The sequence below is a fragment of the Paraburkholderia phenazinium genome (assembly GCF_900100735.1).
Classification (GTDB): Bacteria; Pseudomonadota; Gammaproteobacteria; order Burkholderiales; family Burkholderiaceae; genus Paraburkholderia; species Paraburkholderia phenazinia.
The window spans coordinates 1-22,588 of sequence record NZ_FNCJ01000038.1; the positions used below are offsets into that span (position 1 = coordinate 1).

27 protein-coding genes and 3 pseudogenes are annotated in these 22,588 nt (G+C 63.1%); 10 read left to right on the forward strand and 20 right to left on the reverse strand.

The window, feature by feature from the left end:
* Positions 1–123: 123 nt before the first annotated feature.
* Positions 124–372 (forward strand): annotated as a pseudogene (locus BLQ92_RS38385) (amidohydrolase); the annotation flags it as partial.
* A 34-nt stretch (positions 373–406) separates the two neighbouring features.
* Positions 407–625 (forward strand): annotated as a pseudogene (locus BLQ92_RS38390) (Tn3 family transposase); the annotation flags it as partial.
* A 253-nt stretch (positions 626–878) separates the two neighbouring features.
* Here the strand turns inward: BLQ92_RS38390 and BLQ92_RS38395 are convergent.
* From BLQ92_RS38395 to BLQ92_RS41210, 3 genes are all read right to left on the reverse strand, one after another.
* Positions 879–1,775 carry an oxidoreductase gene (locus BLQ92_RS38395; RefSeq protein WP_090695957.1) on the reverse strand — a complete coding sequence of 299 codons (897 nt, stop codon included), beginning with the start codon at positions 1,773–1,775 and terminating at the stop codon, positions 879–881.
* A gap of 106 nt (positions 1,776–1,881) precedes the next feature.
* The gene (locus BLQ92_RS38400; RefSeq protein ID WP_090695958.1) at positions 1,882–2,496 is read right to left on the reverse strand and encodes an NIPSNAP family protein; all 615 of its coding nucleotides are present in this window, start codon (positions 2,494–2,496) and stop codon (positions 1,882–1,884) included.
* Positions 2,497–2,765: 269 nt separating this feature from the next.
* Positions 2,766–2,900 carry a hypothetical protein gene (locus tag BLQ92_RS41210; RefSeq protein ID WP_279607941.1) on the reverse strand — a complete coding sequence of 45 codons (135 nt, stop codon included), beginning with the start codon at positions 2,898–2,900 and terminating at the stop codon, positions 2,766–2,768.
* Between the two features lie 76 nt (positions 2,901–2,976).
* Between BLQ92_RS41210 and BLQ92_RS38410 the strand changes: the two genes are divergently transcribed.
* Positions 2,977–3,273 carry an LmrA/YxaF family transcription factor gene (locus tag BLQ92_RS38410; protein ID WP_482051960.1) on the forward strand — a complete coding sequence of 99 codons (297 nt, stop codon included), beginning with the start codon at positions 2,977–2,979 and terminating at the stop codon, positions 3,271–3,273.
* 287 nt (positions 3,274–3,560) lie between these two features.
* Here the strand turns inward: BLQ92_RS38410 and BLQ92_RS41020 are convergent, their stop codons facing one another.
* The 5 genes and pseudogenes from BLQ92_RS41020 to BLQ92_RS38420 all read right to left on the reverse strand — a co-directional run bounded on the left by BLQ92_RS41020 (position 3,561) and on the right by BLQ92_RS38420 (position 5,549).
* Positions 3,561–3,734: a hypothetical protein gene (locus tag BLQ92_RS41020; RefSeq protein WP_244106349.1), complete on the reverse strand. Its 174-nt coding sequence runs from the start codon at positions 3,732–3,734 to the stop codon at positions 3,561–3,563.
* A 17-nt stretch (positions 3,735–3,751) separates the two neighbouring features.
* Positions 3,752–3,913, reverse strand: a pseudogene (locus BLQ92_RS41025) (aldo/keto reductase); the annotation flags it as partial.
* Positions 3,903–4,304 carry an aldo/keto reductase gene (locus tag BLQ92_RS41030; RefSeq protein ID WP_244106347.1) on the reverse strand — a complete coding sequence of 134 codons (402 nt, stop codon included), beginning with the start codon at positions 4,302–4,304 and terminating at the stop codon, positions 3,903–3,905. The gene BLQ92_RS41030 and the pseudogene BLQ92_RS41025, both read right to left, overlap by 11 nt.
* On the reverse strand, positions 4,301–4,441 hold the full coding sequence (locus tag BLQ92_RS41555; protein ID WP_425194948.1) for an Arm DNA-binding domain-containing protein: 141 nt from the start codon (positions 4,439–4,441) through the stop codon (positions 4,301–4,303). Before BLQ92_RS41555 ends, BLQ92_RS41030 begins: the two co-directional genes overlap by 4 nt.
* A gap of 19 nt (positions 4,442–4,460) precedes the next feature.
* Positions 4,461–5,549: a fatty acid desaturase gene (locus BLQ92_RS38420; RefSeq protein WP_090695959.1), complete on the reverse strand. Its 1,089-nt coding sequence runs from the start codon at positions 5,547–5,549 to the stop codon at positions 4,461–4,463.
* Between the two features lie 202 nt (positions 5,550–5,751).
* Between BLQ92_RS38420 and BLQ92_RS38425 the strand changes: the two genes are divergently transcribed.
* Complete coding sequence (locus tag BLQ92_RS38425) at positions 5,752–6,246, forward strand: MarR family winged helix-turn-helix transcriptional regulator (protein ID WP_090695960.1); 495 nt, start codon at positions 5,752–5,754, stop codon at positions 6,244–6,246.
* 32 nt (positions 6,247–6,278) lie between these two features.
* Here BLQ92_RS38425 and BLQ92_RS38430 read toward each other — a convergent pair whose 3' ends face one another.
* From BLQ92_RS38430 to BLQ92_RS38455, 6 genes are all read right to left on the reverse strand, one after another.
* Positions 6,279–7,076 (reverse strand): CDP-diacylglycerol diphosphatase, encoded by a 798-nt coding sequence (locus tag BLQ92_RS38430; RefSeq protein WP_090695961.1) that lies wholly within the window; start codon positions 7,074–7,076, stop codon positions 6,279–6,281.
* A complete protein-coding gene (gene iaaH, locus BLQ92_RS38435; RefSeq protein ID WP_090695962.1) occupies positions 7,073–8,524 on the reverse strand; it encodes an indoleacetamide hydrolase in 1,452 nt (483 codons plus the stop codon). The genes BLQ92_RS38430 and iaaH overlap by 4 nt, the downstream gene beginning before the upstream one ends.
* A 198-nt stretch (positions 8,525–8,722) precedes the next feature.
* Positions 8,723–8,941, reverse strand: coding sequence for an HlyU family transcriptional regulator (locus BLQ92_RS38440; protein ID WP_090695981.1), 219 nt, complete (start codon positions 8,939–8,941; stop codon positions 8,723–8,725).
* A 318-nt stretch (positions 8,942–9,259) separates the two neighbouring features.
* Positions 9,260–9,913 (reverse strand): NADPH-dependent FMN reductase, encoded by a 654-nt coding sequence (locus tag BLQ92_RS38445; protein ID WP_244106340.1) that lies wholly within the window; start codon positions 9,911–9,913, stop codon positions 9,260–9,262.
* Between the two features lie 328 nt (positions 9,914–10,241).
* Positions 10,242–10,649, reverse strand: a complete 408-nt coding sequence (locus BLQ92_RS38450) for a hypothetical protein (protein ID WP_244896717.1) — start codon at positions 10,647–10,649, stop codon at positions 10,242–10,244.
* 266 nt (positions 10,650–10,915) lie between these two features.
* A complete protein-coding gene (locus BLQ92_RS38455) occupies positions 10,916–11,209 on the reverse strand; it encodes a hypothetical protein (RefSeq protein ID WP_090695965.1) in 294 nt (97 codons plus the stop codon).
* 31 nt (positions 11,210–11,240) lie between these two features.
* Between BLQ92_RS38455 and BLQ92_RS38460 the strand changes: the two genes are divergently transcribed.
* Positions 11,241–11,525: a hypothetical protein gene (locus BLQ92_RS38460; RefSeq protein WP_244106341.1), complete on the forward strand. Its 285-nt coding sequence runs from the start codon at positions 11,241–11,243 to the stop codon at positions 11,523–11,525.
* Between the two features lie 145 nt (positions 11,526–11,670).
* On the opposite strand, the gene BLQ92_RS38465 is transcribed toward BLQ92_RS38460, so the two are convergent.
* Complete coding sequence (locus tag BLQ92_RS38465) at positions 11,671–12,075, reverse strand: helix-turn-helix domain-containing protein (protein WP_090695967.1); 405 nt, start codon at positions 12,073–12,075, stop codon at positions 11,671–11,673.
* Between the two features lie 670 nt (positions 12,076–12,745).
* Here BLQ92_RS38465 and BLQ92_RS38470 point away from each other — a divergent pair.
* The 4 genes from BLQ92_RS38470 to BLQ92_RS38490 all read left to right on the forward strand — a co-directional run bounded on the left by BLQ92_RS38470 (position 12,746) and on the right by BLQ92_RS38490 (position 16,439).
* Positions 12,746–13,612, forward strand: coding sequence for a DUF2092 domain-containing protein (locus BLQ92_RS38470; RefSeq protein ID WP_090695968.1), 867 nt, complete (start codon positions 12,746–12,748; stop codon positions 13,610–13,612).
* Positions 13,609–14,364, forward strand: a complete 756-nt coding sequence (locus BLQ92_RS40370; protein WP_175772665.1) for a hypothetical protein — start codon at positions 13,609–13,611, stop codon at positions 14,362–14,364. The genes BLQ92_RS38470 and BLQ92_RS40370 overlap by 4 nt, the downstream gene beginning before the upstream one ends.
* 664 nt (positions 14,365–15,028) lie before the next feature.
* Complete coding sequence (locus BLQ92_RS38485; RefSeq protein ID WP_090695982.1) at positions 15,029–15,997, forward strand: hypothetical protein; 969 nt, start codon at positions 15,029–15,031, stop codon at positions 15,995–15,997.
* A 49-nt stretch (positions 15,998–16,046) separates the two neighbouring features.
* Entirely contained in the window at positions 16,047–16,439 is a 393-nt protein-coding gene (locus tag BLQ92_RS38490) for a hypothetical protein (RefSeq protein WP_090695970.1), read from the forward strand.
* Between the two features lie 3 nt (positions 16,440–16,442).
* Here BLQ92_RS38490 and BLQ92_RS38495 read toward each other — a convergent pair whose 3' ends face one another.
* Positions 16,443–19,652 carry an ATP-binding protein gene (locus BLQ92_RS38495; protein ID WP_090695971.1) on the reverse strand — a complete coding sequence of 1,070 codons (3,210 nt, stop codon included), beginning with the start codon at positions 19,650–19,652 and terminating at the stop codon, positions 16,443–16,445.
* Positions 19,653–19,841: 189 nt separating this feature from the next.
* On the reverse strand, positions 19,842–20,465 hold the full coding sequence (locus BLQ92_RS38500; RefSeq protein WP_090695972.1) for a GNAT family N-acetyltransferase: 624 nt from the start codon (positions 20,463–20,465) through the stop codon (positions 19,842–19,844).
* Between the two features lie 282 nt (positions 20,466–20,747).
* On the opposite strand from BLQ92_RS38500, the gene BLQ92_RS38505 reads away from it, so the two are divergent.
* The gene (locus tag BLQ92_RS38505; RefSeq protein WP_090695973.1) at positions 20,748–21,290 is read left to right on the forward strand and encodes a hypothetical protein; all 543 of its coding nucleotides are present in this window, start codon (positions 20,748–20,750) and stop codon (positions 21,288–21,290) included.
* Positions 21,291–21,401: 111 nt separating this feature from the next.
* On the opposite strand, the gene BLQ92_RS38510 is transcribed toward BLQ92_RS38505, so the two are convergent.
* The 3 genes from BLQ92_RS38510 to BLQ92_RS38515 form a co-directional block, all read right to left on the reverse strand.
* Complete coding sequence (locus BLQ92_RS38510; protein ID WP_090695974.1) at positions 21,402–21,857, reverse strand: CesT family type III secretion system chaperone; 456 nt, start codon at positions 21,855–21,857, stop codon at positions 21,402–21,404.
* A 119-nt stretch (positions 21,858–21,976) separates the two neighbouring features.
* Positions 21,977–22,144 carry a hypothetical protein gene (locus BLQ92_RS40375; protein WP_175772645.1) on the reverse strand — a complete coding sequence of 56 codons (168 nt, stop codon included), beginning with the start codon at positions 22,142–22,144 and terminating at the stop codon, positions 21,977–21,979.
* Between the two features lie 148 nt (positions 22,145–22,292).
* Complete coding sequence (locus tag BLQ92_RS38515) at positions 22,293–22,541, reverse strand: type III secretion protein (protein WP_090695975.1); 249 nt, start codon at positions 22,539–22,541, stop codon at positions 22,293–22,295.
* Between the last annotated feature and the right edge of the window lie 47 nt (positions 22,542–22,588).

Sequence of the window (22,588 nt, forward strand, 5' to 3'; positions counted from 1 at the left end):
AATGGTAGAGAGTATGGAATCGAAGGGATGGAAGAGTACATGGAGGTGAAGTCAATCCTCGGATTCTACGATTGATGACATTGTTACGCCCGACGCTGTGAATATAAAGCTGTTCGCTTTCTAATGGTGCCAAAATTGGAAACGACTGTAATCACCGAGACATCGCTGACCGAGCATCACGTCCATTGGACGAGGCTGCGACGCGATCTTCACGCTCATCCCGAATTGCGATTTGAAGAGCACGGGACGGCAGACGTCGTCGCGCGCGAACTCGAAAAACTGGGCTATACGGTATCTCGCGGGCTCGGAGGAACGGGAGTCGTCGCGAGCCTGCCTGGTGCGAACCCGGACCGGGGAATCGTGCTGCGTGCGTCCTGAAACAATTGCCGCAGTTGCCTGGCACGGAACCGAAACCGAACAGTGGCTCGACCTGCATAAACTGTTTGGACTGCTATCCGGGTTTGACGCGAAGATCGACGATCCGCGCAAGCGTTTCATCACGACGCTCTTCTGCTACGGCTGCAATCTGGGGCTGAGCCAGACGGCGCGCTCGGTGAAAGGGCTCACTCGCAAGCAGGTCGCCTGGCTGAACCTGAAACACATCACGGAGGAGCGGCTCGACCAGGTACAACCACCTCGTCGCGAACATGGTGATCCTGTACAACGTGCAGTGGATGTCGCGCAAGTTGAAGGAACTGGTGGAGAAGGGGCATCCGGCCAGGCCTGCTGTTCGGTCTCGGGGCGAACGAGCCGCGCGTGATTTTTACGGGCGACGGTGCAAAGAAACGCGCCGAACTGCTTTCATACAACATGCACGCAGCGGCTGACAGAACGGCGAGTTGCGGCACGATAGATCGAAATCAGGTCGACGGGAAATCTTAGCCCGGGCCGTCGCTCGCGGCTGCCAGAAGTGGCACGACCAGATCGCTAATCGGCGTAGGAATTCCGTGAGATCGAGCACAACGCTGCACGACCCCGTTTCGGCTGTCCCATTCAAGCGGGCGGCCAGCCTGCCGGTCGGCGAGTATCGAAGTGCCGAGGTCGGCCGGATAGCTCTGGAATGCATCGACGATCTCTTGCGGGACCTCGTCGCCCAGCGTCGCACCCTCCGCCCGAGCAACCTCAAGACATTCCTGCAAATAGGCTAGAGCCAGCCCGGCAACGTCGGCGCGGGAATACATGCCCGCGCGACGACCCGCGAGAACCATTAAACCGGCAACCGCGTTCTGCAAAAGTTTGCGCCACGCGACGGATGTGAAATCGGCCACTACGTCGACCGAACATCGCGTGTCTCTCAACGCCGCAAGAACGACGCTGCTCTCTGGCGTGTCTGGCAATGTAACGCGCGCCTTGCCCCGTAGCCAGACCGAGGCGTCAGGCTCGCGTTGGGCAGGGAACCATACCACCGAAGGCAAGACTGGGCTGTCGGGCACGTAAGGCGCTAAGAGCGTTTTCTGTTCAACGCCGTTTTGCAATACGCAGACAACAGTCCTGTTCCCGCACAATGCAGAAAGCCACGGCGCTGCCGCGTCCACCTGTGTTGACTTCACCGCGACAAAAACCAGGTCGAACGTCCCTTCGACCTCGGCCGGATTGGTTTGCACAGGTCCAGGTACCACGATATGACCGCCGTCGAAGCGCAGCTCGAGGTGTTCGTGCGCTGAGCGGCCGAAAATGGTCGGTGTGCGTCCGACCTCATGAAGGGCAGCCGCCACGGTCGTGCCGATGGCCCCCGGCCCAATGAGGGCGATCGCTGGATTTTCTGACGTCGTCATTATCGTCCCGTTCCAATAGTCGGTGCTGGTTCCGCAGCATGCGGCTCCCACCTATCCATAGTCGCTGAGCGACGTGCTCAGGATCTACACATTGCTCTCATTGACCTCAGCACATCGGCGACCACGCTTCAGGCAGGCAAATCGCTGAGGTCGCCTTCTCGATTTGTTGGGGGCCGCCGTCAGGCGGCCATAGTCCTGCGGCATAGTGCTGTGCTCGCAGGTTCATGCGCTCTTCCAGGCTTGAGAATCCCCAGATGTGGGTGATGCGAGGCGGGCCGTCGAGCGCGTACATGTTTGCGACCAGATGCGATGTGTAAGCTTTGGCCGGTGCGATGGCCTGCTCCCAGGCCGCAATGGTCGGCGCGATGCCACCAGGTTTCAGCCAGTAGCGGCGAAGTTCGTAAAACTTGCCGAACGTTGCTGGTTGAACCTCGGGCAAAAAAGGAAACAGCGCATAGCTTTCCATGTCTAGCCGGATGTGCGGGTTCATTATATGAAACGGCTGCCCGGCCATATAAGCGCGTTCACGTTCGTGCTGGAGTTCGTGCACAGTCTCGAATTTGCGCAAGACGATGATTCGCGCGAGCTCGCCAATTTCCGTTCGCCATGAACCAAGGAGCGTGCCAGCCGCGTCAGTGTCCGCCACCCAGCGGCGTGCGCCGTCAGATACGGTCTCCTGCTCCAGAAGAGGGCACGAAAGGGTCGTCAGTTCATAAAGCATGCAAATGCTCCTTTGCCGGTTCTGAAGCGCATCCGTTCGTTTCCTTGATTGGAAGGGTGAGCTTCACTGTTGCTCGGTGAGCGCATTCATCGGGAGGCTATTGAACAACGGGGGCGTGCGTCACCCTCCAATCGTGCGCAGCGAAGCCGGAAGCTGACCAGATCTGGACCACCCAACCCAGGCGCTTCACTGAATGTGACGGACCTGACGGGACGGTGATCTGAAAGCCGGGCAATTTTATCAAGACCGGACGACAGGCATTGCCCGACCTAACAGCCGGTGTGATCCACCCCACCCACGTCCTTGATGAAGGCGAGCAGGAGTTCGCTGAGTCGCCCCGGCTGTTCCTGCTGGATCCAATAGCCGGCGCCGTCGATCAGTTCGATACTTTCTATTCTCGTCACCGCCTTTGTCCTCATAAGATCGGGCGCGCCCGGCGCCGAATAGGTGCCCCAATCATTCAGCACATTCGCGGCCGAAATGGTCGCATCTGATTTCCAGTATGAATGTCTGATGCAAAATCTGGCGAATGAGCTGCTCGCGCTCGACGCTGAACTGACCAAACGGGTAGCGCGCGGGTTTGTTGAGTCGACCGAGATTATTGCGGAGCATTTCAGGGGATGCGGTTTCGCTCCCGCGCGCGCGTCCTCTACCGCGGCCGCACTGGTGGCCGCCCTCGAAGGCGCGCGGACGATCGCCCGCCTGGAGCGCACGCCGGCTATATTCGAGGCGCTGGCGGAGGTGAGTGTCCAAAGGTTGGCCGGCCCCGAGGGGTGATCCGGTTCAACGTTCCCGGTTGGATGAAATTGCCACCGGTCATCCTGTGGAGAGCGTCCCATCTTTGGCGAATGTCCATTCGCAGAGGCAACTTCGCAGGCCCGCAACCCGTATGTAGGCAGCAGCAACAACACCGTGTGATCGGGCCTGCCGCAGAACGAACGCTGGTCAATGCTCGCCCGGACGTGTTTGACCTGATTCCAATTGATAGATCGGGGGATGCCGTCACGTCCCCGGGTACCGAGAGGATGACGAAACGTGGGACGCAGCACAGCGAAGCCGCAAACTTACATCGGGTGTTCCCACCAGCCGCGGGTGTTCACGTTAGCGGCGTCGGCGAGAGTTTCCAGCTCTGAGATTTCGTCTGCGGTGAGCGTGATGCTGCTGGCTCGGACCAGACCATCGACATGATGGGGCTTGGTAACGCCGATGATCGGCGTCGTCCCTTGGCGATAGCCCAAGCCGTCGCGACATCAGGAGCTTCTGCACCTCGCCGCTTCCGACCGATCAAGGCAAGCTTGTCGGTCAGCGCCTTCAGCTGGGGCAGCATGCCATTATAGGTCTCCGCCCGGTTGCTGCCTTCCGGCAGCGGGTTCTCCGGACTGTACCTGCCGCTCAGGGCGCCGTGTTCAAGCACCATATAAGCGAAGAATGGGATGCCGTGGTCGCGGCAGTAGTCCAGGATGCCGGCTCTGCTCAGAGCTGCGGTAGAGGAGGCTATAGTGGTTCTGGATGGCTTCGACCCGAAACCCGGCTTCTCCGAGAAGCTGGTTGGCGAGCTCGATTTCGCTCAGGTTGTGATTCGAGACGCCGACATGTTTGACCTTGCCGCTCTTCAGTAATGGGATCAGGTGCGGAGTCCACCGCGCGACATCCGCTGGATTGTGAATCCAGTAGAGGTCGACGTAGTCAGTGCCGAGACGGACCAGGCTCTGCTCCAGCATGGCCGCCACCGGCTCGTCCCCGGTTCCCGCGGCCTGCGGCGTGAACTTCGTGGAGAGCTGGTAGTCGCTGCGCGCAAAGCGCTTCAGTACTTCCCCGAGTGAAGTTGACCCGCTTCAACGGACAGATCAGGGAATCGCCCAAGGGTATAGCTGCAATCCTTGCCATCTAGCCGATAGTCAAATTTGCATAGCTTCGAACCCGAGACAGACACCCGCAGATACATGGAGTCGCGGTCGCGGATCTTATAGGGCTTGTCCTGCGGTTTGGCGTTCAGCAGTAGCGGGTAGGTCAGCTTCACGGAGCTCTCCTCGACGGACAACTATCATGAATTTTACCCACGATTTACCCGCAAAAATGCCGGAAGCACGCGGATTACTCTGGACCGAGCCGGATAGATCCCCATAAACCGGATGCGCAACCGAGGCGAACGCGTAACGCCTCACCCATTCGCTATAACCGCTTACGAGAAAGCCTCCTGAGCGTTCTACGTATTGCTGGCGGGACGTTTCATAGACGTTACGGAGTGCGAACCATGGCACATGCGGCAGATCATGGTGTACCGCATGATAGTTATTGTTCAGGAACAGCAGGCGCCAGAACGTGCCGGTTTCGTTCAGCACCGTACGGTGCTCGACGGCTTCCGCTGCCCGATGCTCTTGAAACGAGCGGATCGAACTCAACGACAGTGCGGTATAGCCGACACCCAGTACAAACAGCCAGGCCGGGATGGCGCAGACCGTTTGCAGCCACCACGCGAGAGCGCCTACCGACGCGCCGTGTGCGAGCCACAGTGGCACGTCGCGCCAATCGCCGCGCCCGACCTTGCGCACGGCATCACTGGCAGTCGCGGCAATCGCAAAGGCCGGTCCGGCCAACAGCCGGCCGACGAACGTATTGCGAAAGCGCAGCAGGATACGGGTCGCAGTGCCGGCTCGTTGCCACACTTCTGCCGACACAAAGTAACTTTCCGGGTCGTGTTCGGGACGGGTCAGGTGGACATCGTCGTGATGCCGCAGATGCAAATCGCGATAGATGCCATATGGAAACCACACCGCGAGGGGCGCGAAACCGAGCAAGCCGTTGAAGAAGCGCGAGCGGGTCGGATGGCCGTGCAGCAACTCGTGTTGCAACGACATGTACCACGTGCTCAATAGCGCCAGCAGCGCGGTGGTGAGCGGCAAGCCGAGGCTGCGTGCGTGGTACGCCACGCCGAACCAACTGCCGTAAATCGTGACGATCAGCGCCCAGGTGGGCCATTCGGTGCGCCATGTCCAACTTGCGCTCAGCCGGACCAGGGTTTTGCGTTGCGTGTCGTCGAGGTAGAACGCCATCGGCAGAAAGGGGCATAAAGGCGCCATCAGACGCGTTAAAGCCGATCCTACGGGCAGCCATGCCGACGATGAACCAATTTGTTGCGCAAAGCTTCTACCGAATCTCGCTTAGCCAGGCGCAGGGCGGCGCGCAGGCTGGCCCGGGGCGCCCTTAGCGGTTAATATCAGAGCACGAACGTTAAATATTCGAGTTCTGGTAATCATGAGCAAGACTTCTGTAGTAGCGAAGCGGCAAGACATCCCTCGTATCGGCGAGGGCAAACGCGGGGAGGAGGGCCATATTGCCTATCTGCTGCGCCAGGCGGGGGCGGCGCACCGGCTGCGCATGGAACGGGCGCTGGCCGACCTGGGCGTGACGCCGCCGCAATTCATGGTGCTGACCATGCTGGTTGCCTATCCGGGTCTCTCCAACGCGGACCTCGCGCGCCTTGCCATGCTCACGCCGCAGACGGTCAGCGTGATCGTTGCCAATCTGCTGCGCAGCGGTTTGATCGCCCGTCGGCCTCATGCTGTACATGGCAGGATCCAGCATATCGATGTTACGGATGATGGCAAGGCGCTGCTCAAGCAGTGCCGCTCGCGCGTGAAGACCATCGAGCAGCAGATGCTCGCGGGCTTCAGCGCGGACGAGGAAAGCGTGATTCGCCGCTGGCTGGTAAGTCTTGCCGTGGAGGGCGGTGCCAGCGAGGCGGAATAAGCGCGAGGGCCCGTGATAAGCGCGAACGGGCCCTAATGGGCGTCGGCGAGCCGGCAGGCGTGATCGAGCAGGCCTTCCGCAGTGCCGGTGCCGTCCTGCACATCCATGCCGCTATTGAGCACCAGCCAGCCGTCCTGGTCGGCAGACGGCCCGGCGCCCGTCACAAGAATGGTCTGTGTGGCCATGGCCTGAGCATCCGGATGGTCACGAGCGACGATCCGAAACGGGTCATTGTCCTGCGACAGGCTGGTGACCCGCATGATCCGGTAGCGCACGTCGTCGATCGTTTCCCACTGCCATTGGCCAACCGGCACCTGGCGGTAGGCAGCAAGCGCATTGATGATATCGCTGCGCATGCAGTCCATATGGATATGCAGTTGCTGCTGTGAACGGCGGAATTCAGAATTGATTTCCAGTCCGAACTGATCCGACTTGAGCGGCTGCTTGAGCGACGCTTCCACCACATTGCGCGAACTCCAGCCGTCGGCCCAGTAGTCGGGCGCGTTGGCGTCGAGCAGGCTCGGACTTTCGATGCCGGTGACGCGCTCGGTCGGAATCAACAGATGCTGACTGCGGCCGCTGATATCTTTCAGAATCGCGTAGTGCCCGGCCAGGTTGACGCTGGTGCACTGACCCGGCCGGCCGCTGGCGCGCGCCTCGGGCACGCATTGTCCGCCGACGATTTTCCACAACGCATCCGGATCGGCGGCGGCAATCTGCGCGCAACTGCTCGCCACGACTGCGACCGCTACGAGAGCGGCGGTCCTGCCGATGACGAACCAGTTGCCAGGCCTGCTTTGGGCCGATGAAGCCTTGTGCGCGCCCCTCATAGCGTCGGCGCCGGCAGTGTGCCGAGCAACTGCTCGAACGCTACGCCTATCGCAAGAAGCCGCCGGTCGCTGCCGAGCGGGCCGTCCAGTTCGAGTCCGACCGGCAAGCCTTCGGCCGTCATGCCGGCCGGTAGCGAGAGGCCGGGAATGCCGGCGTTGCTGGCCGGGTCGGTGTTGCGCAGGAAGGCGCTCATTTCGTCGATCGGCGCACCGCCGTTGATCGTGACCGCCGATGAGCAGGCCAGATCGTCGATCGGCACGGCGGCAAGACGCGTGGTGGGGAACAGCAGCGCATCGAGCCGGTTGGCTGCGAAGGTCTGCGCGTACAGTTGCTGAAGCTGCGGCCGCCAGACGGTCAGCGCAGTCTGGTACTGGCTGGCGTAAGGGTCGGCGAGGATCGCGTCGTAGATGCTGCGCACGTCTGGGCTGGCAATGCGCCCCGCAAGCTCCGCGATCGTCCTGACCGGCGCATGGTTGGCGGCGAGCCATGCGGGCACGTCTTCATGGGCCTCGTGAATGGCGGTCGAGCCGACCTTGGCGGTCAGATCGAGCAGGCCGCTCATCTCCACCGGCACGAGCGTCACGCCAGCGGCCTGGAGCCGGGTCAGCGCGTCGCGCACGACGTCTTCCAGGGCGTACTCCAGATCGTCCCACAGCGGCGCGGGCAGACCCACGCGCACGCCGTTCAGGCTCACCTGGGGCAAGGGCCCGGTACCGGTCACGACGCTGTCGAGCAAGGCGAGATCGGCGACGCTGCGTGCCATCGGTCCGACCGTGTCGCGGGTATGGCTGATCGGCACCACGGCGTTGGGATCGTGATAGCGCCGCTCGGCGCCGCCGTCGCCGACTGAGGGACGCAGGCCGGCCGTACCGGTCAAGGCGGCGGGAATGCGGATCGATCCGCCGGTGTCGGTGCCGAGTCCGGCCGGCACGATGCGCGCGGCAATCGCGGCGGCGGTGCCGCCCGACGAGCCGCCCGGAATCAGTCCAGGGTCGTACGGATTGCGCACCGTCCCTGCGTGCGTGGCGAGGTTCGTGCTGGTAATGCCGAACGCCAGTTCGTGCATGTTGGCCTTGCCGAGCACGATCGCTCCGGCGTCGAGCAGGCGCTGCACCGTGGGGGCGTTGTCGCGCGGCACGAAGTTTTCTAGCGCGGGCGTGGCCGCCGAGGTGAGCAGGCCGCGCGTATTGATGTTGTCCTTGACGACGATCGGCAGGCCGGCGAGCGGCAGTGCCGCGCGCGCTTCTGGCGTCATGGCGTCGATCCGTTGGGCGTCGGCAAGCGCGCCTTCCATATTGAGGGCCGTGAGAGCGTTAAGCGTGGCCAGCGCCGCGGCGCGCGCGAGCAAAGTGGCGACGTAGTCCGTGGCTTTCAGCCGGCCGGTCTGGATCGCAACCACGGCTTCCGATGCCGTCAGGGCCAACTGTTCGTCGACGGTCCATGTCATGCGGGAGATCTCCTCGGGTGCGCAGTCAGGTGGCGCGCCTTGTTAGCGCGCAGCGCGTAGCGTAGCAGTCGCCACACGCGCTACCTATTCTGTCACAGCCTTTTAAAGCGCGTTGCCGGCTCGTGCGCCGGACGGGCTTGTTCCGAGGTCGATCGCGCCCCGCTGAACTGGGGCCTCGCGCATGGACGGGATGTGCCGTTACTGGTGGCTGTCGATCCACATGCGTCCCCAACGGAACGCGTAGGCGACGGCATGCTCTTCGTCGAAGAAATAGTCGAGCGCATCGAACGAGTGCGTCCGGCTCGCATCCGGAGCGGTCTTGCCGATGGTCAGGTTGGCGGCAAACAGCCCGTTAGGCAGCTGTTGTGCGACCGGGGCGACCTGATAGCCCTTGTACTGGATAGGTTGTCGATTCATAGTGATTGCGATGAACGTGTTCGCATGCGTTGCGAAAGGAACCCGACGCATGGTGCCGGCTGGATGGCGGGCGGGCAGGGACAAGCGTAGGCCGGGCGGCCTCGCGAGTGAACCAATCATTCGTCGCAAGCAAATCACGGCGGACCTGGAACGGTCTTCGCGGATTCGGCTGAAGCGGCCCCGGATGCGTCAGGTTCACTATCCTGCGTGCTGCGCTGTATGTCTGTTGTTTGGACCACGCAACGCAACGCCGCGCCTCGCCGTGTGGCGAGGCGCGGTGACTGTTCGATTCAACGCATGAGCGTGACGAGGCGGCTCTTAGCTCGCGAGCGTCAGCACCTTGGCGGTGCGGCCTTCCGGCGTGGCGGACAGATGGGTAGGCGTGAGGTGCGTGTTGAACGCGAGGGCGAACTGCGCGGCCTGCTGGCCGACTGTGGCGAGCTGGGCGGCGACCTTCGGGTCGGAACAGCTATCTAGGGATTCGAAGCGCGTCTCGAGCGTGTTGATGCCGGCGCCAAACGGGGTGGGCCAGCCGCGCAAGGCGTGCACGATCGAGCGCAGCGAGATCAGCACCGAACCGGCAGCTTGCCAGCCGTAGGCTGTGACGATACAGCCAACCGCGCGGCCGTCCAGGTAAGGGCGCTCGTCGGCACGCAGTTCTTCCAGCGTGTCGAGCGCGTTCTTCACGAGACCGGAGACGCCGCCGTGATAACCCGGCGTGGCGATGATCAGCGCGTCCGCCTGGCGCACGGCTTCGATCAGCTCGAGTTGTGCGTCGGTGCGTTGCGGATCTTCCGGGGCGTAGTGCGGCAGGCTATGCAAAAAGGTGCCGCCGAACAGGCGGGTGCGGGCGCCGGCGGCTTCCGCGCCGCGCAGGGCGAAACCGAGGGCACGCTCGGTCGAGGACGCCGCACGCGTCGTGCCGCCAATGCCGATAACGAGCGGCCGGCGATGATTATCCAAACTGGTCAACGAAATGCTCCTTCGGTAGCGGCTGCCGGGGCGTGGCGCGGGGCTGCGCGCGGGCTTGCCCGGGCAAACTGGTTCTACCGCCATATTAGTGACCGATAGTAGCAGCACGAAGCGACTTTTCGTTCTAACGATATACGCCGGAAGGGTTATCCATGCAGGGCCGGCGTGTATTGCACCTGACACGGCGCTCGATAAGCAAAGCGAAAACTGTTGGTTGGAAAGGGGCAGGAGACGCCGCTATGATCGGGCTGTCTCCTCCATGACTACTCCTTGACATGGGACTAGGCCCCGTTATCGAAAGATGGCGGGGCCATTTTTTTTGCGTGGTTTATTCCGCGTCCGCAAGTCTGGGCCATGGCGCGGATCGCTCGCTCTGCGCAAAGCGGGCGAGGCGCTTGTGCACTTCCCGTATCGCGTTGACCGGGGTCTGGAGAAGCTGCTCGTCGTGCAGCGCCAGCAAGCGTTGCAGCGCGAGCGCTTCGTCGTTGTCCAACACCCAGGTGTCGTTGGTCTTACCTCGCGCAGCGCTGCGTTCGAGCGCCTGCTCCGCATGGGCGTAGAGCACAGAATCGGCTGCGCCGAAGCCTGCTTCCTGCAGATACCACGCAAGATACAGCACTTGAATCAGTTCACTGAGCAGGTGGCCGTTTCCCGATCCGGCGCGTAATGCTTCCAGTGCGAGATGGCTGCGCAACGACTGGGCGCGAAATGACTGTAACGTGGGCGGCAACAACATGGCCTTCGCTGCCGATTTTCCGCTAGAGATTCGCCGGATCGGATGCTTTCTTTTATTCATTTTGCTTAAAACTCACGCGCTTGCCGATTTTTGAGTCGCGATTTTATATGTGCTTGATGCCTGGGTGATTAAATTTTTTGATTTTTAATGATTCGATGGAAAATCATCAGATGGCATATGGCAATCGCGGCGCCGGATTATCGGCTGGTTCAGGTGGTTAGAGCTTTGTTAAAGTAACCAGTATGCGCAGCGAGTGGGAGGGATTTTTATGCGATATGCATCGTATTCGGCGCACGAAACACGCGGTTTCGGTTGCCTTGAATGTCGATTCGGAAACCTTTCTGCGGGCTTGGCCAGCCGTAAAATCGGCGATGGTGTTTGCGTCGAATTATCTGGATCAATAAGCCGGTGGCTGCGCATGCTTGGTACGGGTTCAGCGCGAATGCACCGAAGCGTCTGAGCCGCACGTGCCCCATCGCGCCTGCGGGCGTGGCGTCTGCATACAACAGCGGCGAATTCCCGCAGACGATTCGACGCGTTGTCACATCGATCTGATACATGGGAGGGGGATAACCCGCGTAGGAGATTGATGTGAGCAACCGAGCCCCCGATTTACGCCTCATGATTGCAGCGAAACACCCGTTCGAGAGTTGCTTTGTGGATCTCGGAAGTCACTCGGCCGACAAGGCGCTAATCGCGCTGACCGACGCCGTGCATGCCGAGCAGCGCGATATGAATGCCTACGACTGGATTACCCAGGCACTGCCTGGTGCAACGCTCAAGCCCGCACTCGCTTTTGGCACGGTCGGGGAACTGTACCGGTCCTATACAAGACCTGCCGAGTTTGGCCGGTTAAAAGAAGTCTGGCGTTCGTAAGGAGAGGCTGAAGATAGATGGATGGCAGTCACCGGCGTTGGCCTTAAAGGCTGCGCCGGACGCAAGCGCGGCCTGGGGTTCCGGCCGCGTTTGTTTTTCCGTAGCACAGATCGGGCCTCCTGGCGGTCGACGGCGTTTTACCGGCTCAGCGGCTCGATTTCGAAAGCCGATGGCCAAGGCCCAGATTGGTGGCGATCTGCCACGCATAGACCCGCGAATACTGAACCCCAAACTTCGCCTCGATCAATTCGCGCAGGCGCACATTGGTCCATGCATCGCTGGAAAAGCCGTGTTCGCGCGCCGAGCCGCGCAAGGCGGCCGCGACCCATTCCAGCGCCGCCGCGTCGAGTGCGGAGGAGCGGCCCCCCACACTCATCCTCTTTAGCGCGTCGAGTCCGCCGTCTTCCAGAACGGCCTTGTAGCGTTTGACTGTTGCGGTGGACAGATGCAGCGCTTCGGCCACCGCGCTGACCGACGAGCCTGCCATCAGCATCTGGCCCGCGTTCATGCGCCGTGCAACAGTCGGCAGCTCTTGAGTTCGGGAGGGCATGAGATTGACCGTCCTTTAAAGTTCGGGGCAATCGGCGGGGGCGCGCCGCTCAGGCGTGCCTTCGTTCCTCTCGGGGACGGGCGCCGGCACCTGGGCGAAAAAAACCGCAGTGAGGCTTGCCCGATAACGCTACTAATAAAGGATTTCGTATTGGATGTGTAGCAGCGAAATAAAAATAATTGGGTTTGCGATTTAATTCCTTTCCTCTATGAGATTGAATCGAATGGCATCGCCCGTGCATTTTATTGAGACAATCGGGTCGATCGTTTCGCAATTCACAATTTCCCCTGCCGGCGCTTGATGTTCCCCAAAACGTTTGCTAGCATCCCCTAACACCTTCAACGGTCAGATGATTACAGCAAATTCAAGCCGCACGCGGCTCGTCGTGTGCCTGCCACGTCTTTGAGAGGAACGTTGTATCGCTCTGCATTGCAGCATTCAGTTGCGTTGATGCAGCATCGCGTTAAACCTTTCTATATTGGTTTTTAGAATTTTCCGTCTCGTAATACTCCGCTAGTTGTTATCCCGTCGTTCAGAAGACGGGTTTTCGAATTTCACGTAGAGAAATTTACGTGTGGGACGGTTATTGCCTTCGCATCGAGGGGCATGAGACAACGCAACGCAGTCGCACGGGCAGTCGGGCAACGTTTGAGTGATTTAGGAGAGCATAGTGAAACTGTTCATTTCGTGTCATGGCGGCGCTAGCGCCTTGCGGGTGAGGCGCGTCGTTGTGGTGGGCTCCGTGCTGGCCGCGATGGCCGGCGCGTCGGTCGCGCTGGCACAAGCCCCTGGTTCCGGCAGCGACGAGCCAGCGCAACCGCAAGCCCAGCAGCAAGGGCAAGCGGAGATGCAACCTCAAGCCGTAGATGCCCTGAACAAGCTCGGGAGCTATCTGCGCAGCCTGAGGAGCTTTCGCATCGAGGCGGACAGCGTGACGGACGCCGTGCTGACCACCGGCCAGAACGTCGGCTTTCTGCACCGCACGGAGATGTGGGTGCAGCGTCCGAACAAGGTGAAGGTGGTGGTCACCGGCAGCCGTGCGCCGAAAGGCCTGGTGTATGACGGCCAGAGTTTCGTGCTGTTCAACGACACGCATCATTACTACAGCAAGGTGCCGGCGCCGCCCACCCTGCGCCAGTTGATTGCGGACGCTGACGAGAAGTACGGCGTCCAGCTTCCGTTGATCGACCTGTTTTATTGGGGCGAGCAATCGGACGACGAGAAGGCGCTCACTAGCGCGCTCTTTATCGGGCTCGACAAGGTCGAGGGCAAGTGGTGCAACCACTATGCGTATCAGCAGCCGGGCCTCGACTGGGAGCTCTGGATCCAGAACGGTCCGCGGCCGCTGCCGTGCCGCTTCGTCGTCACGGATACGACGCAGCCGTCCCGGCCGCAGCACGCGGTCAACTATCAATGGACGGTGGATCCCACTTTCGACGCGGCAACCTTCGCCTTCCATCCTGGTCCCGGCGCGAGGCAGATACCGCTGCGGCTGCCCGCAGCCCCGGACGACGATCAACAGGGAGGCGCGCAATGAAACCACTGATGCGATTGACCGGTATTGCGCTCGCTGCCGTGTTGTCGGCGACTTCGGCCACCACCTATGCCTTCGGCATTCGCGGTGGGGCACGCACCAGTATTCACGGCGGCGGCTTCCAGGGCGGCGGGGGCGGCTATCACGGCGGCGGGCCTGGTGGGCCCGGCGGAGCACAGGGCGTGGGTTCTTCCCATGGCGGTGGTCAACCGTCGCATGGCGGCGGGCAGCCGTCGAACGGAGGCGGTGGGCAAAACTCGCACGGCGGCGGCAATGGCGGCGGAGGCGGCCAGAACTCGCACGGCGGCGGTGGCAGTAACGGCGGAGGCTCCCACAACGGTGGTGGCAGTGACCACAATGGCGGAAGCGATCACAACGGTGGTGGCAACGACCATAACGGTGGCGATGATCATCACAACGGTGGCGATGATCACCACAACGGTGGCGATGATCATCACAACGGTGGCGACGATCACCATGACGGTGGCGATGATCACCACGACGGCGGCGATGATCACCACGATGACGACCACCATCACCACGACGACGACTGGTACGTCGATCCGGTGGCGGTCGGGGTGGCCGTCGGTGTGACGACCGCAGTCGTGGTCGGCACGACCGTCGCGGCTTTGCCGCCGAGCTGCGCGAGCGTCATGGTCAACGGCGTGGTGTATCAGCAGTGCGGGCCGACCTGGTATCAGCCTCAATATATCGGCCCGACGGTGCAATACGTGGTGGTCACCGCGCCCAGGTAAGCAGGACCGCGGGCGGCGTGCGGAGGGTCCGAGGTCCTGAGCGCCCGCGGCGGGTTCGGACGCTAAATCACCGGCCTTCGCAGGAAGGGTAGACGGGAGCGTGCCAGCAGCGCAGCGGCCAGGTCCAGGCCGCGCGTTGCACGAGATCGTACTTGCTCACCGCTACTGACTTGGACTGGATATGGAAGTCGAACTCGAAGCGCGGATCGTGCAATTGCTGTTGCGAGCGGCGCGGCGCAGGAAACTCGTTCCGTACGGTGCGTTCCACGCGCTGTTTCCACCGAACCTCACGTTAAGCCGGCGCTATGCCTTGCTGGAAAACGCCGCTTCGTCAATCTGCGAACCGCAACTGGCCGATTACGCAGCGCTTCTGAGTACGGATTCCGGTCTGCCAGGCCCCGACTTCTACGCGCGTTTCAAGCGCTTGCACGCCGAGCGCTATTACGCCGTGCTCGGTGCGGATCGTACCCGCAAGCTCAGGCTGGCGGAGAAGCAGAAGTTTGCGCACGAGGTGCGGCAGGAGGTGTACCGGCATGCGCGAGCTGCCGCTGCAAGCGCAGAGGATGCCGTAGAGGCCGCGACAGCCGTGCCAGCGACGGTTACAGCAACGGTTACAGCGACGTGCGGCGCGGAGCGTTTTCCGGCTGGTTCGGTTCGCAACGCCGTGCTTGGCGTGGCCTTGGTCGCAAGCGGCCTGCTTGCCGCTCCGGCGGCCGACGCGCAAGAGTTTTCGCTATTTGGCGGTGGGTCCCGGGCGGGCAGCACCAATACTTATAGCTGGGCCTTCAACTATCAGGAAGGCCTGGGTCAATACTTTGCCGGCAGCTTTACGTGGCTCAACGAAGGGCATATCCCGGACCACCATCGCGACGGCCAGATGATTCAGCTATGGGGGAGAATTCCGGTCGGTAATCCTAAGTTTGTTCTGCAGGCAGGCCTGGGCCCGTACCGCTACTTCGACACAACCACCGCCGAGCAGGGCGGAAGCTATTCCGACACGCACGGCTGGGGCGTGGTCTACAGCGTTCGCGCCGCGTACTACGCATCGAGCCGCTGGGTGACACAACTGCAGCTCAATCGCGTCCATGTACAGCGCGGACCGAATGCGACCAGTGTGATGTTCGGCGTGGGCTATCAACTCGACGCGCCGGATACCCCAGGTCCGCGTGACTGGGCAGCCAGCAGCACGACGAATGTGACCAACAACGAGGTGGCGGTGTATCTGGGCAAGACCATCGTCAACTCCACAAGCTCGCCTTCGGCGCTGGGCGGCGCCATCGAATACCGGCGCGGCCTTGCCAAATATCTCGATGTGACGGTGGGCTATCTGCACGAAGGCAGCAGCAAGCTGGCGCGCCGGGACGGCATCACCAGCCAGTTATGGGCGACCCGTGCGTTCCTGAACGACAAGGTGACGCTCGCCGTGGGCGCCGGGGCGTACTATGCGATCAATGAGAACGAGAACAGCGAATCGCCGGGGCCCGGCGCGGGCAAAGTTTCGGGTCTGGTGACAATTGCCGGGTCTTATCGTTTTACCCGTCATTGGGACACGCGGCTCGAATGGAACCGCGTGGTGACACGCTATGACCGCGATACCGATGTGATTTTTGCAGGCGCGGGTTATCGGTTCTGATTGAGGGCTTCCCGCATCCGGCGAAGGAGCATTGCTGAAGGAGGAGTCGATGAGCAAATCGCGTTCCGGCATCATCGTATTGTGTCTGGCTGCATGCTGTCTATGCGCGGTGAGCGTGTATGCCGATGACGACGCAATGTCCGACCAGGTCCAGTCGGCCGGCCGTGGAGCCCATCTTGGGCGTGACCTGTGCGGCTACACGCCTGAGCAGATCGCGCATTACAAGGCGGATCTGAAACGCTCGCTTGCCAGCCCGGCCAACTTCGACACGGACTGGGACTACGGCTGGCAACGGGCGCAGCCTATCCTGCTTCAGTATCAGTCTCTGAAGGCGGGTGATCCGCAGGACTACGAATCTCGTGTCCGCCTCGTTTGCGCGACGATGCGCAATCTCGTCAAACGGGCGGAGAAGAGCGGGGCGCCACAACAATCGGCGCAATAGCGCTTACTTCTCCTCAGCGGCATTTACGGTAAGCGGCAAGGATCGATGCACCGGATAGCCTGTCGAAATCCCCGGCGCCGCGTCCAGTGCCTCGAGATCCACTGTAATCCGCAGCGCAAGCCGCTGTGCGCCATGCTGGCGAGCCCGCTGCAATGCCTCATGCAGAAGCGGTCGAACCGATTGCGCCGTTTCGCCTTTTGCAAGCTGCACCAGCGCACCCAGGCGCAGCAACTCCGGCACATACCAGAGCTCGCCAGTGCGTTCGCTGCGCATCACGGCGCCGAGCAGCGTCACCGCCAGCGACGCAGTCAGTTCGGGCTCATCCTTCAACGCGATGCGTGGCAGCAGCGTGGCGATAAAGGCGACGTCGAGCAGATAGATGCGCTCGCGGGCGATTCGCTTGAGCGCACCGCTGACCACGCGCCGCGCCGCTTGCTGATCGCCGCGGCGCGCGTCGAGCCAGAGCCGGAAGTCGAGCCCCGCCCGCAGCCAGCGCCGCAGTCCCGCCACCCGGGCGCGGGTGACGAGCGCCGCCGCGCACGATTCTGCGAGTGCGATATCGTCGTCGAGCGCAGCCAGCGCACAGGCAAGACCAAGCGCCACGCAGCAGGCAACCGGCTCGCTTTCTTCGGCCGGGTCGCGAAACGTGCTGCGCAACGGCGCGGCCATATTGGGCTCGCCGGCGAGCCATTGGGTCGCAGCCAGCACGGCGCGCGCGACCAGATGCAGCGATAGCCCATAGCCGGTCGCCATTGCATTGGCTTCGCGGCAAGCCTCCTCGTCGATCGTCGGGGCGGCTGAGTCGTCGCTCAGTCCGACGACCGGCGACAACAGGCGGATCGCGGCATCGAAGTCACCGGCATAGGCCCGCATGATCCCTTCGATGCGCCGTGCATTGATGCTCACAGCAGGCCATTGCGTGGCATCGGCGATCTCGCTGAAGGCCTGGCTGATCTCGCGACAGCGCAGCACCTCGCCGGCTTCGAGCGCACCCATCGCCAGGCTGAACAGCGCACGCAGACGGTAGGGCATATCCGCGCAGATATTCGCCAGCTCGTAGGTGCGTTGCCAGCTTGCAACGATTTCTTCCGGCGTACCGCGGCGCAGCGTCAGCGCCCGCGCCAGCACGGCGCGCAGGCGCATCTCGTCGCGGATGCGCCGCATCGACCCGCTATCCACCCGGGCTAGCGCCGCGCGAGCCCAGCCGACGTATTCGTCGACCAGCGACAGCGCAACCCAAACGGGGGCGGTGTTGTCGAGCAGGTCAACGCACAGCTCGAGCTTGTCCGCCGAGACGGCCCATTCGAGCGCGGCGCGCAAGGCATCGATATCGTGGCGGCTGTGCAGGCTGCCGCTCGCGAGACCCGCGCCGAAGCGCCGCGCCACGTCGCGCGCCACGAACTGGGCGTGGTGGGTAGCGGCGTCGGTGCTTTCGTGGGTTCGCTCGAGCGCGCCGAGCGCAAAGCGGCGCACCGACTGCGGCAGTCGCAGGCGCAGCGCGCCGTCGCAATCCACTTCGTTGACGAGACCAGCGGCCACCAGCGTGCGCAGTTGGCCTTCCAGCGCTGCGGCGCCCGGCGGTCCCGATTCATAGTCGGAGTCGAACGCGCCGAGCACGTCGAGCGCGGCTTCGTAGGCAAATGCATCGGCAAATACGCCAAGCCGCCGCAGCGTGGTGCGAGTGGGGCCGTCGAGCGCCGCATAGGAGATGTCCAGCATCGCATGGACCATCGCGGCGCGCGGCAGCACGATGCGGCGCGCGCCGGTGCGGCGCGTCATCATCGCGTCGAGATCCGCGGCGAAGGCGGCGAGCGCGGCTTCGACCGGTGTGCCCGCCCGTACCTGAGCGGCGATCGTCGCGGCGGCCAGTTCGACCGCGTAGGGCACGCCGTCGATTCGCCGGCACAGCAGCGAAGCGGCCGCGAGCGTGTCCGGCGCGAGCCGCTGCGGGTCGAGCGGCGCGGTGTTGCCGCCGGGCGCTTTCAGGCAATGGAAGAGCCGTGTGAGCAGCAGGTGCAGCGCGTCGTAGTCGAGCATCGACGATGCCGACGGCGCCTCTGCGATGGGTTCGGGCGGGACGCGCAGCGGCGCTACGGCGACGGTCGATTCACCCGCGATAAAGAGTGGCGTCTCGCAGGTGGCGATCACATGCAGTCCACGCGTGCTGGCGACCAGCGCTTCGATGGTCGCGCCCGCGGCGTCGCTTAGATGGTCGCAATGATCGACGATCAGCAGTATGCGTCGCGCGCCGATCAAGGCAGCGAGGCGGCCTCGCTCGGCGAGTCCTTCCGCGTCGGCGGAGCGGGCATTCGGTTCCTGGCCGAGCGCCGCGGCAATGGCATTGACCACGCGGTCGGGCTGCGCCAGCGAGGCCAGCGCCGCGCATACGGCGCCATCCGGAAAGTGCGAGGCGAGCCGGCTGGCGGCTTCGGTCGCGAGGCGCGTTTTGCCGATGCCGGAGGCGCCCGTCAGCGTGACGATGCGGCGGGTGGGCACCAGCGCGAGCAGCTCCGAAAGCTCGGCATGACGGCCGACGAATGGCGACGGGTCGATCGAATGCGAGCGCAGCGAGGCCACTGCGCTGGTCGGCAGCGGCGTGGCGGTGAGCGGCGAGGCTAATGGCGCGGCATGCTCGCTGACTGGCCGTGCGCCGCGCAGGAAGGAGCCGCGCGGGGCAGAAGAGCGCACTGTGCCGAGCGGCGGCGCGGGCGGCGATCCGGCCGCCGGCCCGAACGAGGCGGCAGGCACGCGCGTGACGCTTGCGCTTCCCGCGTAGCTGGATGTCACCGAGGTGCCGGAAGTCCCAGCCGGCATGAACGAGGTGGCGAGCGACGCGGCGATGCTGACGGCGCTGGCTGCGCCCGGCTCAAGCCCGGTATCGGGCGTGTCGACCAGCCGTATTTCGCCCGCGAAGCGGTAGCCGCGCCCCGGCACGGTGACGATCAGATCGCGCTCGTCATTGAGCGCTCGCCGGATCGCGGAGATCTGCGCCTGGACGGTGTTTGCATCGACGTTCGTGCCGGGCCAGACGATCTCGCGCAATTGCGCGGTCGAGAGCACGCGGCCGCCAGCATCGAGCAGGGCGGCGAGTACGGCGAATGGACGCGTGCCCAGTTCGATGACGGCGCCATCGGCGATCAGAAGGCCGACCTCGCGCGCGAGCCAGAAGCGCGAAAAGGCGATCATCTGTCCCGTTAGCCGCGGTAACGACATCGAGGCATCTCCGGCGTTGTGTGTTGTGTGGTCGGTCAGCCGGCGGGCTAGCCGCCGGAGGGGACAACGATATGCGGGGTGACGGCATTCGTCAGACCTTTGTATTATCGCCTGAGAGATGAACAATTGCTTGAAGTTGGAACACTTCTTCGTATTGCGGCACAGCAGGGTGTGACTGAGGTACGGCGTTTATGCGTTTTCGAGGCTCCAATGCATGGTCGTGCGCAGCCATGCGACACCTTCGTTGGGCGGCTCGGGCAGGGCCGGCACCGGACGCGTCAGCGCGTACAGGTAACTGTCGTCGGCAACGAGGCCGCGATTGGGACGTGGCTCGTGATTTCTCAGGAGTGCTTCCTGTACGAAGCCAAGACGCTCCATGCTGCTGTGCGCGGCGCCGTCGACCGCGCAACAGGCGAACAGCCGGTACACGCCCGGCTGCTGGATCAGCCAGTCGAGCAGATCCTGCAGCGCGAGCACGCCGGCGCGCCGGCGCCGCGCGTCACCATGCCGGCTGATCACGACGCCCACCTCGATGCGCGGCAGCGCCGGCTTTAATTCGATCAGCGCCGTGAGGCGGCCGGTTTCCCTGCATTCGAGTGCGTAGCGGATCAGCGTGCCGTCTTGCCAGCCGTGTAGCGCTTCGTCGACAAATGCCGCGGTTTCCTCGACGCTGCGATGGCGCGGCACCGGCAGGTCGTGCATGGTGCCGGGGTCGCCGAGCATCTGGTCGAACAGCGCCGGCGCATCCGCTGGGGTTAGCGGGCGCAACACGAGGTGCGGTGTTTCCATTCTTTCGAGCGGTGCAAAGCGCATGATTCGAGTCCGGTTGACGAGGTTGCCAGCTAGTGTGGTGGCATGGCGCGTCCGTCAGAGGGTGCTTTGCGAACCGCCGGGCAAGAGTGCGAAGCGCAAGGGTTGGCGGGACCAGCAGGTCGTCCATACCGTGCGTGGCTTCGTTCGTGACGACGCGTTTTCGTGCATGGGCTGCAACTGGCGAGCGGCACGCAGTATGGTCGGAGAGGATGCGTGTCGTTCCTTGCTCGTGCGTGCCTGGCGGGTTGGGGCGGCGCGCGGTCAAACCAGGAGCCCTGCATCATGACGAAATCCCCGTCGATCGGCGGTCACAGCGGCATTGCGCCGCTCGCGGACCATTCCACGCCACCCTCTTCGCCTGCCGGCCAAAGCCCTGCCGTCAACACCGGCGCGCAGGCCGGTCCGCAAGGCGGCGCCGCGCTGCATGCCCTGAATGCGCTGAATAGCGGCGGGGCGAAGACCGGCGCGGGCGCACGTGCCTCGTTTGCCGCCAGGCCGTCGGCGTCTCACGGCGCGGGCACGGGCACGGGCACGGCCGACGTTGCCGGGTCCGGCTCTAAGCCGGAGACGGGGGGACGTTTGGGCAACATGCTGCACAACGCCTCGGAACGGCTGAATAACGCGGGCGGTCGCCTGCTGCAGGACGCTTCGGCTTTGTCCGGCGATGTGGCCAATCTGGCGCAATCCGGCGCCGGACTGGCTTCGGCGGGTATGAGTGTGCTCGGCTCGATCATGCAGGCCCAGCAGGCTGAAGTGAGCGAGATGGCCAAGATCCTGGTGCAGGGTGCCCAGAACGTCGAGAAGGCGGCCAAGGGGGGAAGTTGACGCTGCGGCGCGCGTGGTAAAGCCCTGGTACAGCGCGTGGTGCCGCGCGTTGTGCCGGTTTGCTGGCGGCGGCACGCCATAGCCCTAAGGCCGCGGCTCAAGACCCGAGCATCACGCCCTTAACCAGAAGAACTCGCCGGAGGCGATGCCTTCGAACATCTGGTCGTTCGATTCCACGATGTTCTGCCGCCAGTAGCGGCCATGTTCGGCGTAGTGCGCGAGCAGATCGGCGAGCGCCTCGCCGCTCAGGTCGTCGGCGAACGGCAGGCGCAGCACCAGCACGACGCCGCCACTGTCGGTATCCAGTCCCAGTTGCGCCTGGTCCTGTGCATAGATCAGCAGATTGGCTTCGAGCATCAACCGGAACACGACGAGCGTGCGACCGGCCGTCACCGTGCCGAAATGGAAATTCGCATACATCGCGTCGATGTCGTGCTCGAAATAATCCAGCCGCACATCGAAACCTTCGACCTCGATCGAGCGCGTGCGCAGCACATGGTCGACATCGCCGAGACCGACGGTCGCACACAGATCTACGATCAGGTTGGTATAGCGCTCACTGCTCATGCATCGACCTCGAAAACGCGCGACAAAAAACGGCCGGCGCATGCGCGGGGCATAGACCGGCCGCAACGGCCGCCGCCGCCGCGCGAGCGCGCAGCGACGGCCTGCCGGGCTAAGGCCGCTTAGCCGCCTTGTGCGGCGCTCTTGACGTTGCTGGCACCGCTCTTCGCGATATCGGAAACCGATGCGTACATGCTTTGCTCGACTTGCATCTGAGCGGACATTTCCGTCATCTGGTTCATTTCGTTGGTGAGACCTTGCATCATCGAGCCTGCGCTGCCTACGGACATGAGAACCTCCTGTGGGTGTGGAAAGAAAGGTGTGGCCTATATCGAGACCTGCCGCTTCGCCGGCGTTTTTGACTGCGTGCCGTCGAAGCAAGCGCGTTGACCGGCAGCGGCAAAGACGATGCTTTTCCCGCGCCGGCAGGACGCTGCGTCAACCGAGCGCTGCGCCCTGTTTTTCCTGGAGTCGACCGAGCACGCGCGAGGCGGCGAGAAAGCCGCGATACAGTTTCGCGAGATTGTTGCGGTCGAGGTCGTTGCTGCCCTGGGCTTCGCTGATCTGTTGCGCCGTCTTGTCGAGCGCATGACGGATCGCTTCGACGCGCGGGGCGCCTGCGGGGTCGGCTAGCGTCTTCGGCAAGTCGTTGAAGTCGCTGCTATAAGGTTCGAGTTGCTCGTACATGTCGATCTCCTGGAGTAAGGATGGCGCGCTGTGAGTGACTGGACGCG

Excerpts from the sequence above, each read along its gene's own strand:
- BLQ92_RS38430 (WP_090695961.1), bottom strand. The coding sequence starts at position 7,076 with ATGAGGGGCGCGCACAAGGCTTCATCGGCCCAAAGCAGGCCTGGCAAC.
- BLQ92_RS38505 (WP_090695973.1), top strand. The coding sequence starts at position 20,748 with ATGACGAAATCCCCGTCGATCGGCGGTCACAGCGGCATTGCGCCGCTC.
- BLQ92_RS40370 (WP_175772665.1), top strand. The coding sequence starts at position 13,609 with ATGAAACCACTGATGCGATTGACCGGTATTGCGCTCGCTGCCGTGTTG.
- BLQ92_RS38515 (WP_090695975.1), bottom strand. The coding sequence starts at position 22,541 with ATGTACGAGCAACTCGAACCTTATAGCAGCGACTTCAACGACTTGCCG.
- BLQ92_RS38495 (WP_090695971.1), bottom strand. The coding sequence starts at position 19,652 with ATGTCGTTACCGCGGCTAACGGGACAGATGATCGCCTTTTCGCGCTTC.
- BLQ92_RS38450 (WP_244896717.1), bottom strand. The coding sequence starts at position 10,649 with ATGTTGTTGCCGCCCACGTTACAGTCATTTCGCGCCCAGTCGTTGCGC.
- BLQ92_RS40375 (WP_175772645.1), bottom strand. The coding sequence starts at position 22,144 with ATGTCCGTAGGCAGCGCAGGCTCGATGATGCAAGGTCTCACCAACGAA.
- BLQ92_RS38455 (WP_090695965.1), bottom strand. The coding sequence starts at position 11,209 with ATGTATCAGATCGATGTGACAACGCGTCGAATCGTCTGCGGGAATTCG.
- BLQ92_RS38410 (WP_482051960.1), top strand. The coding sequence starts at position 2,977 with ATGGTCGCATCTGATTTCCAGTATGAATGTCTGATGCAAAATCTGGCG.
- BLQ92_RS38425 (WP_090695960.1), top strand. The coding sequence starts at position 5,752 with ATGAGCAAGACTTCTGTAGTAGCGAAGCGGCAAGACATCCCTCGTATC.
- BLQ92_RS38510 (WP_090695974.1), bottom strand. The coding sequence starts at position 21,857 with ATGAGCAGTGAGCGCTATACCAACCTGATCGTAGATCTGTGTGCGACC.
- BLQ92_RS38420 (WP_090695959.1), bottom strand. The coding sequence starts at position 5,549 with ATGGCGTTCTACCTCGACGACACGCAACGCAAAACCCTGGTCCGGCTG.
- BLQ92_RS38465 (WP_090695967.1), bottom strand. The coding sequence starts at position 12,075 with ATGCCCTCCCGAACTCAAGAGCTGCCGACTGTTGCACGGCGCATGAAC.
- BLQ92_RS38400 (WP_090695958.1), bottom strand. The coding sequence starts at position 2,496 with ATGCTTTATGAACTGACGACCCTTTCGTGCCCTCTTCTGGAGCAGGAG.
- BLQ92_RS41555 (WP_425194948.1), bottom strand. The coding sequence starts at position 4,441 with ATGTATCTGCGGGTGTCTGTCTCGGGTTCGAAGCTATGCAAATTTGAC.
- BLQ92_RS38490 (WP_090695970.1), top strand. The coding sequence starts at position 16,047 with ATGAGCAAATCGCGTTCCGGCATCATCGTATTGTGTCTGGCTGCATGC.
- BLQ92_RS38395 (WP_090695957.1), bottom strand. The coding sequence starts at position 1,775 with ATGACGACGTCAGAAAATCCAGCGATCGCCCTCATTGGGCCGGGGGCC.
- BLQ92_RS38500 (WP_090695972.1), bottom strand. The coding sequence starts at position 20,465 with ATGCGCTTTGCACCGCTCGAAAGAATGGAAACACCGCACCTCGTGTTG.
- iaaH (WP_090695962.1), bottom strand. The coding sequence starts at position 8,524 with ATGACATGGACCGTCGACGAACAGTTGGCCCTGACGGCATCGGAAGCC.
- BLQ92_RS38440 (WP_090695981.1), bottom strand. The coding sequence starts at position 8,941 with ATGAATCGACAACCTATCCAGTACAAGGGCTATCAGGTCGCCCCGGTC.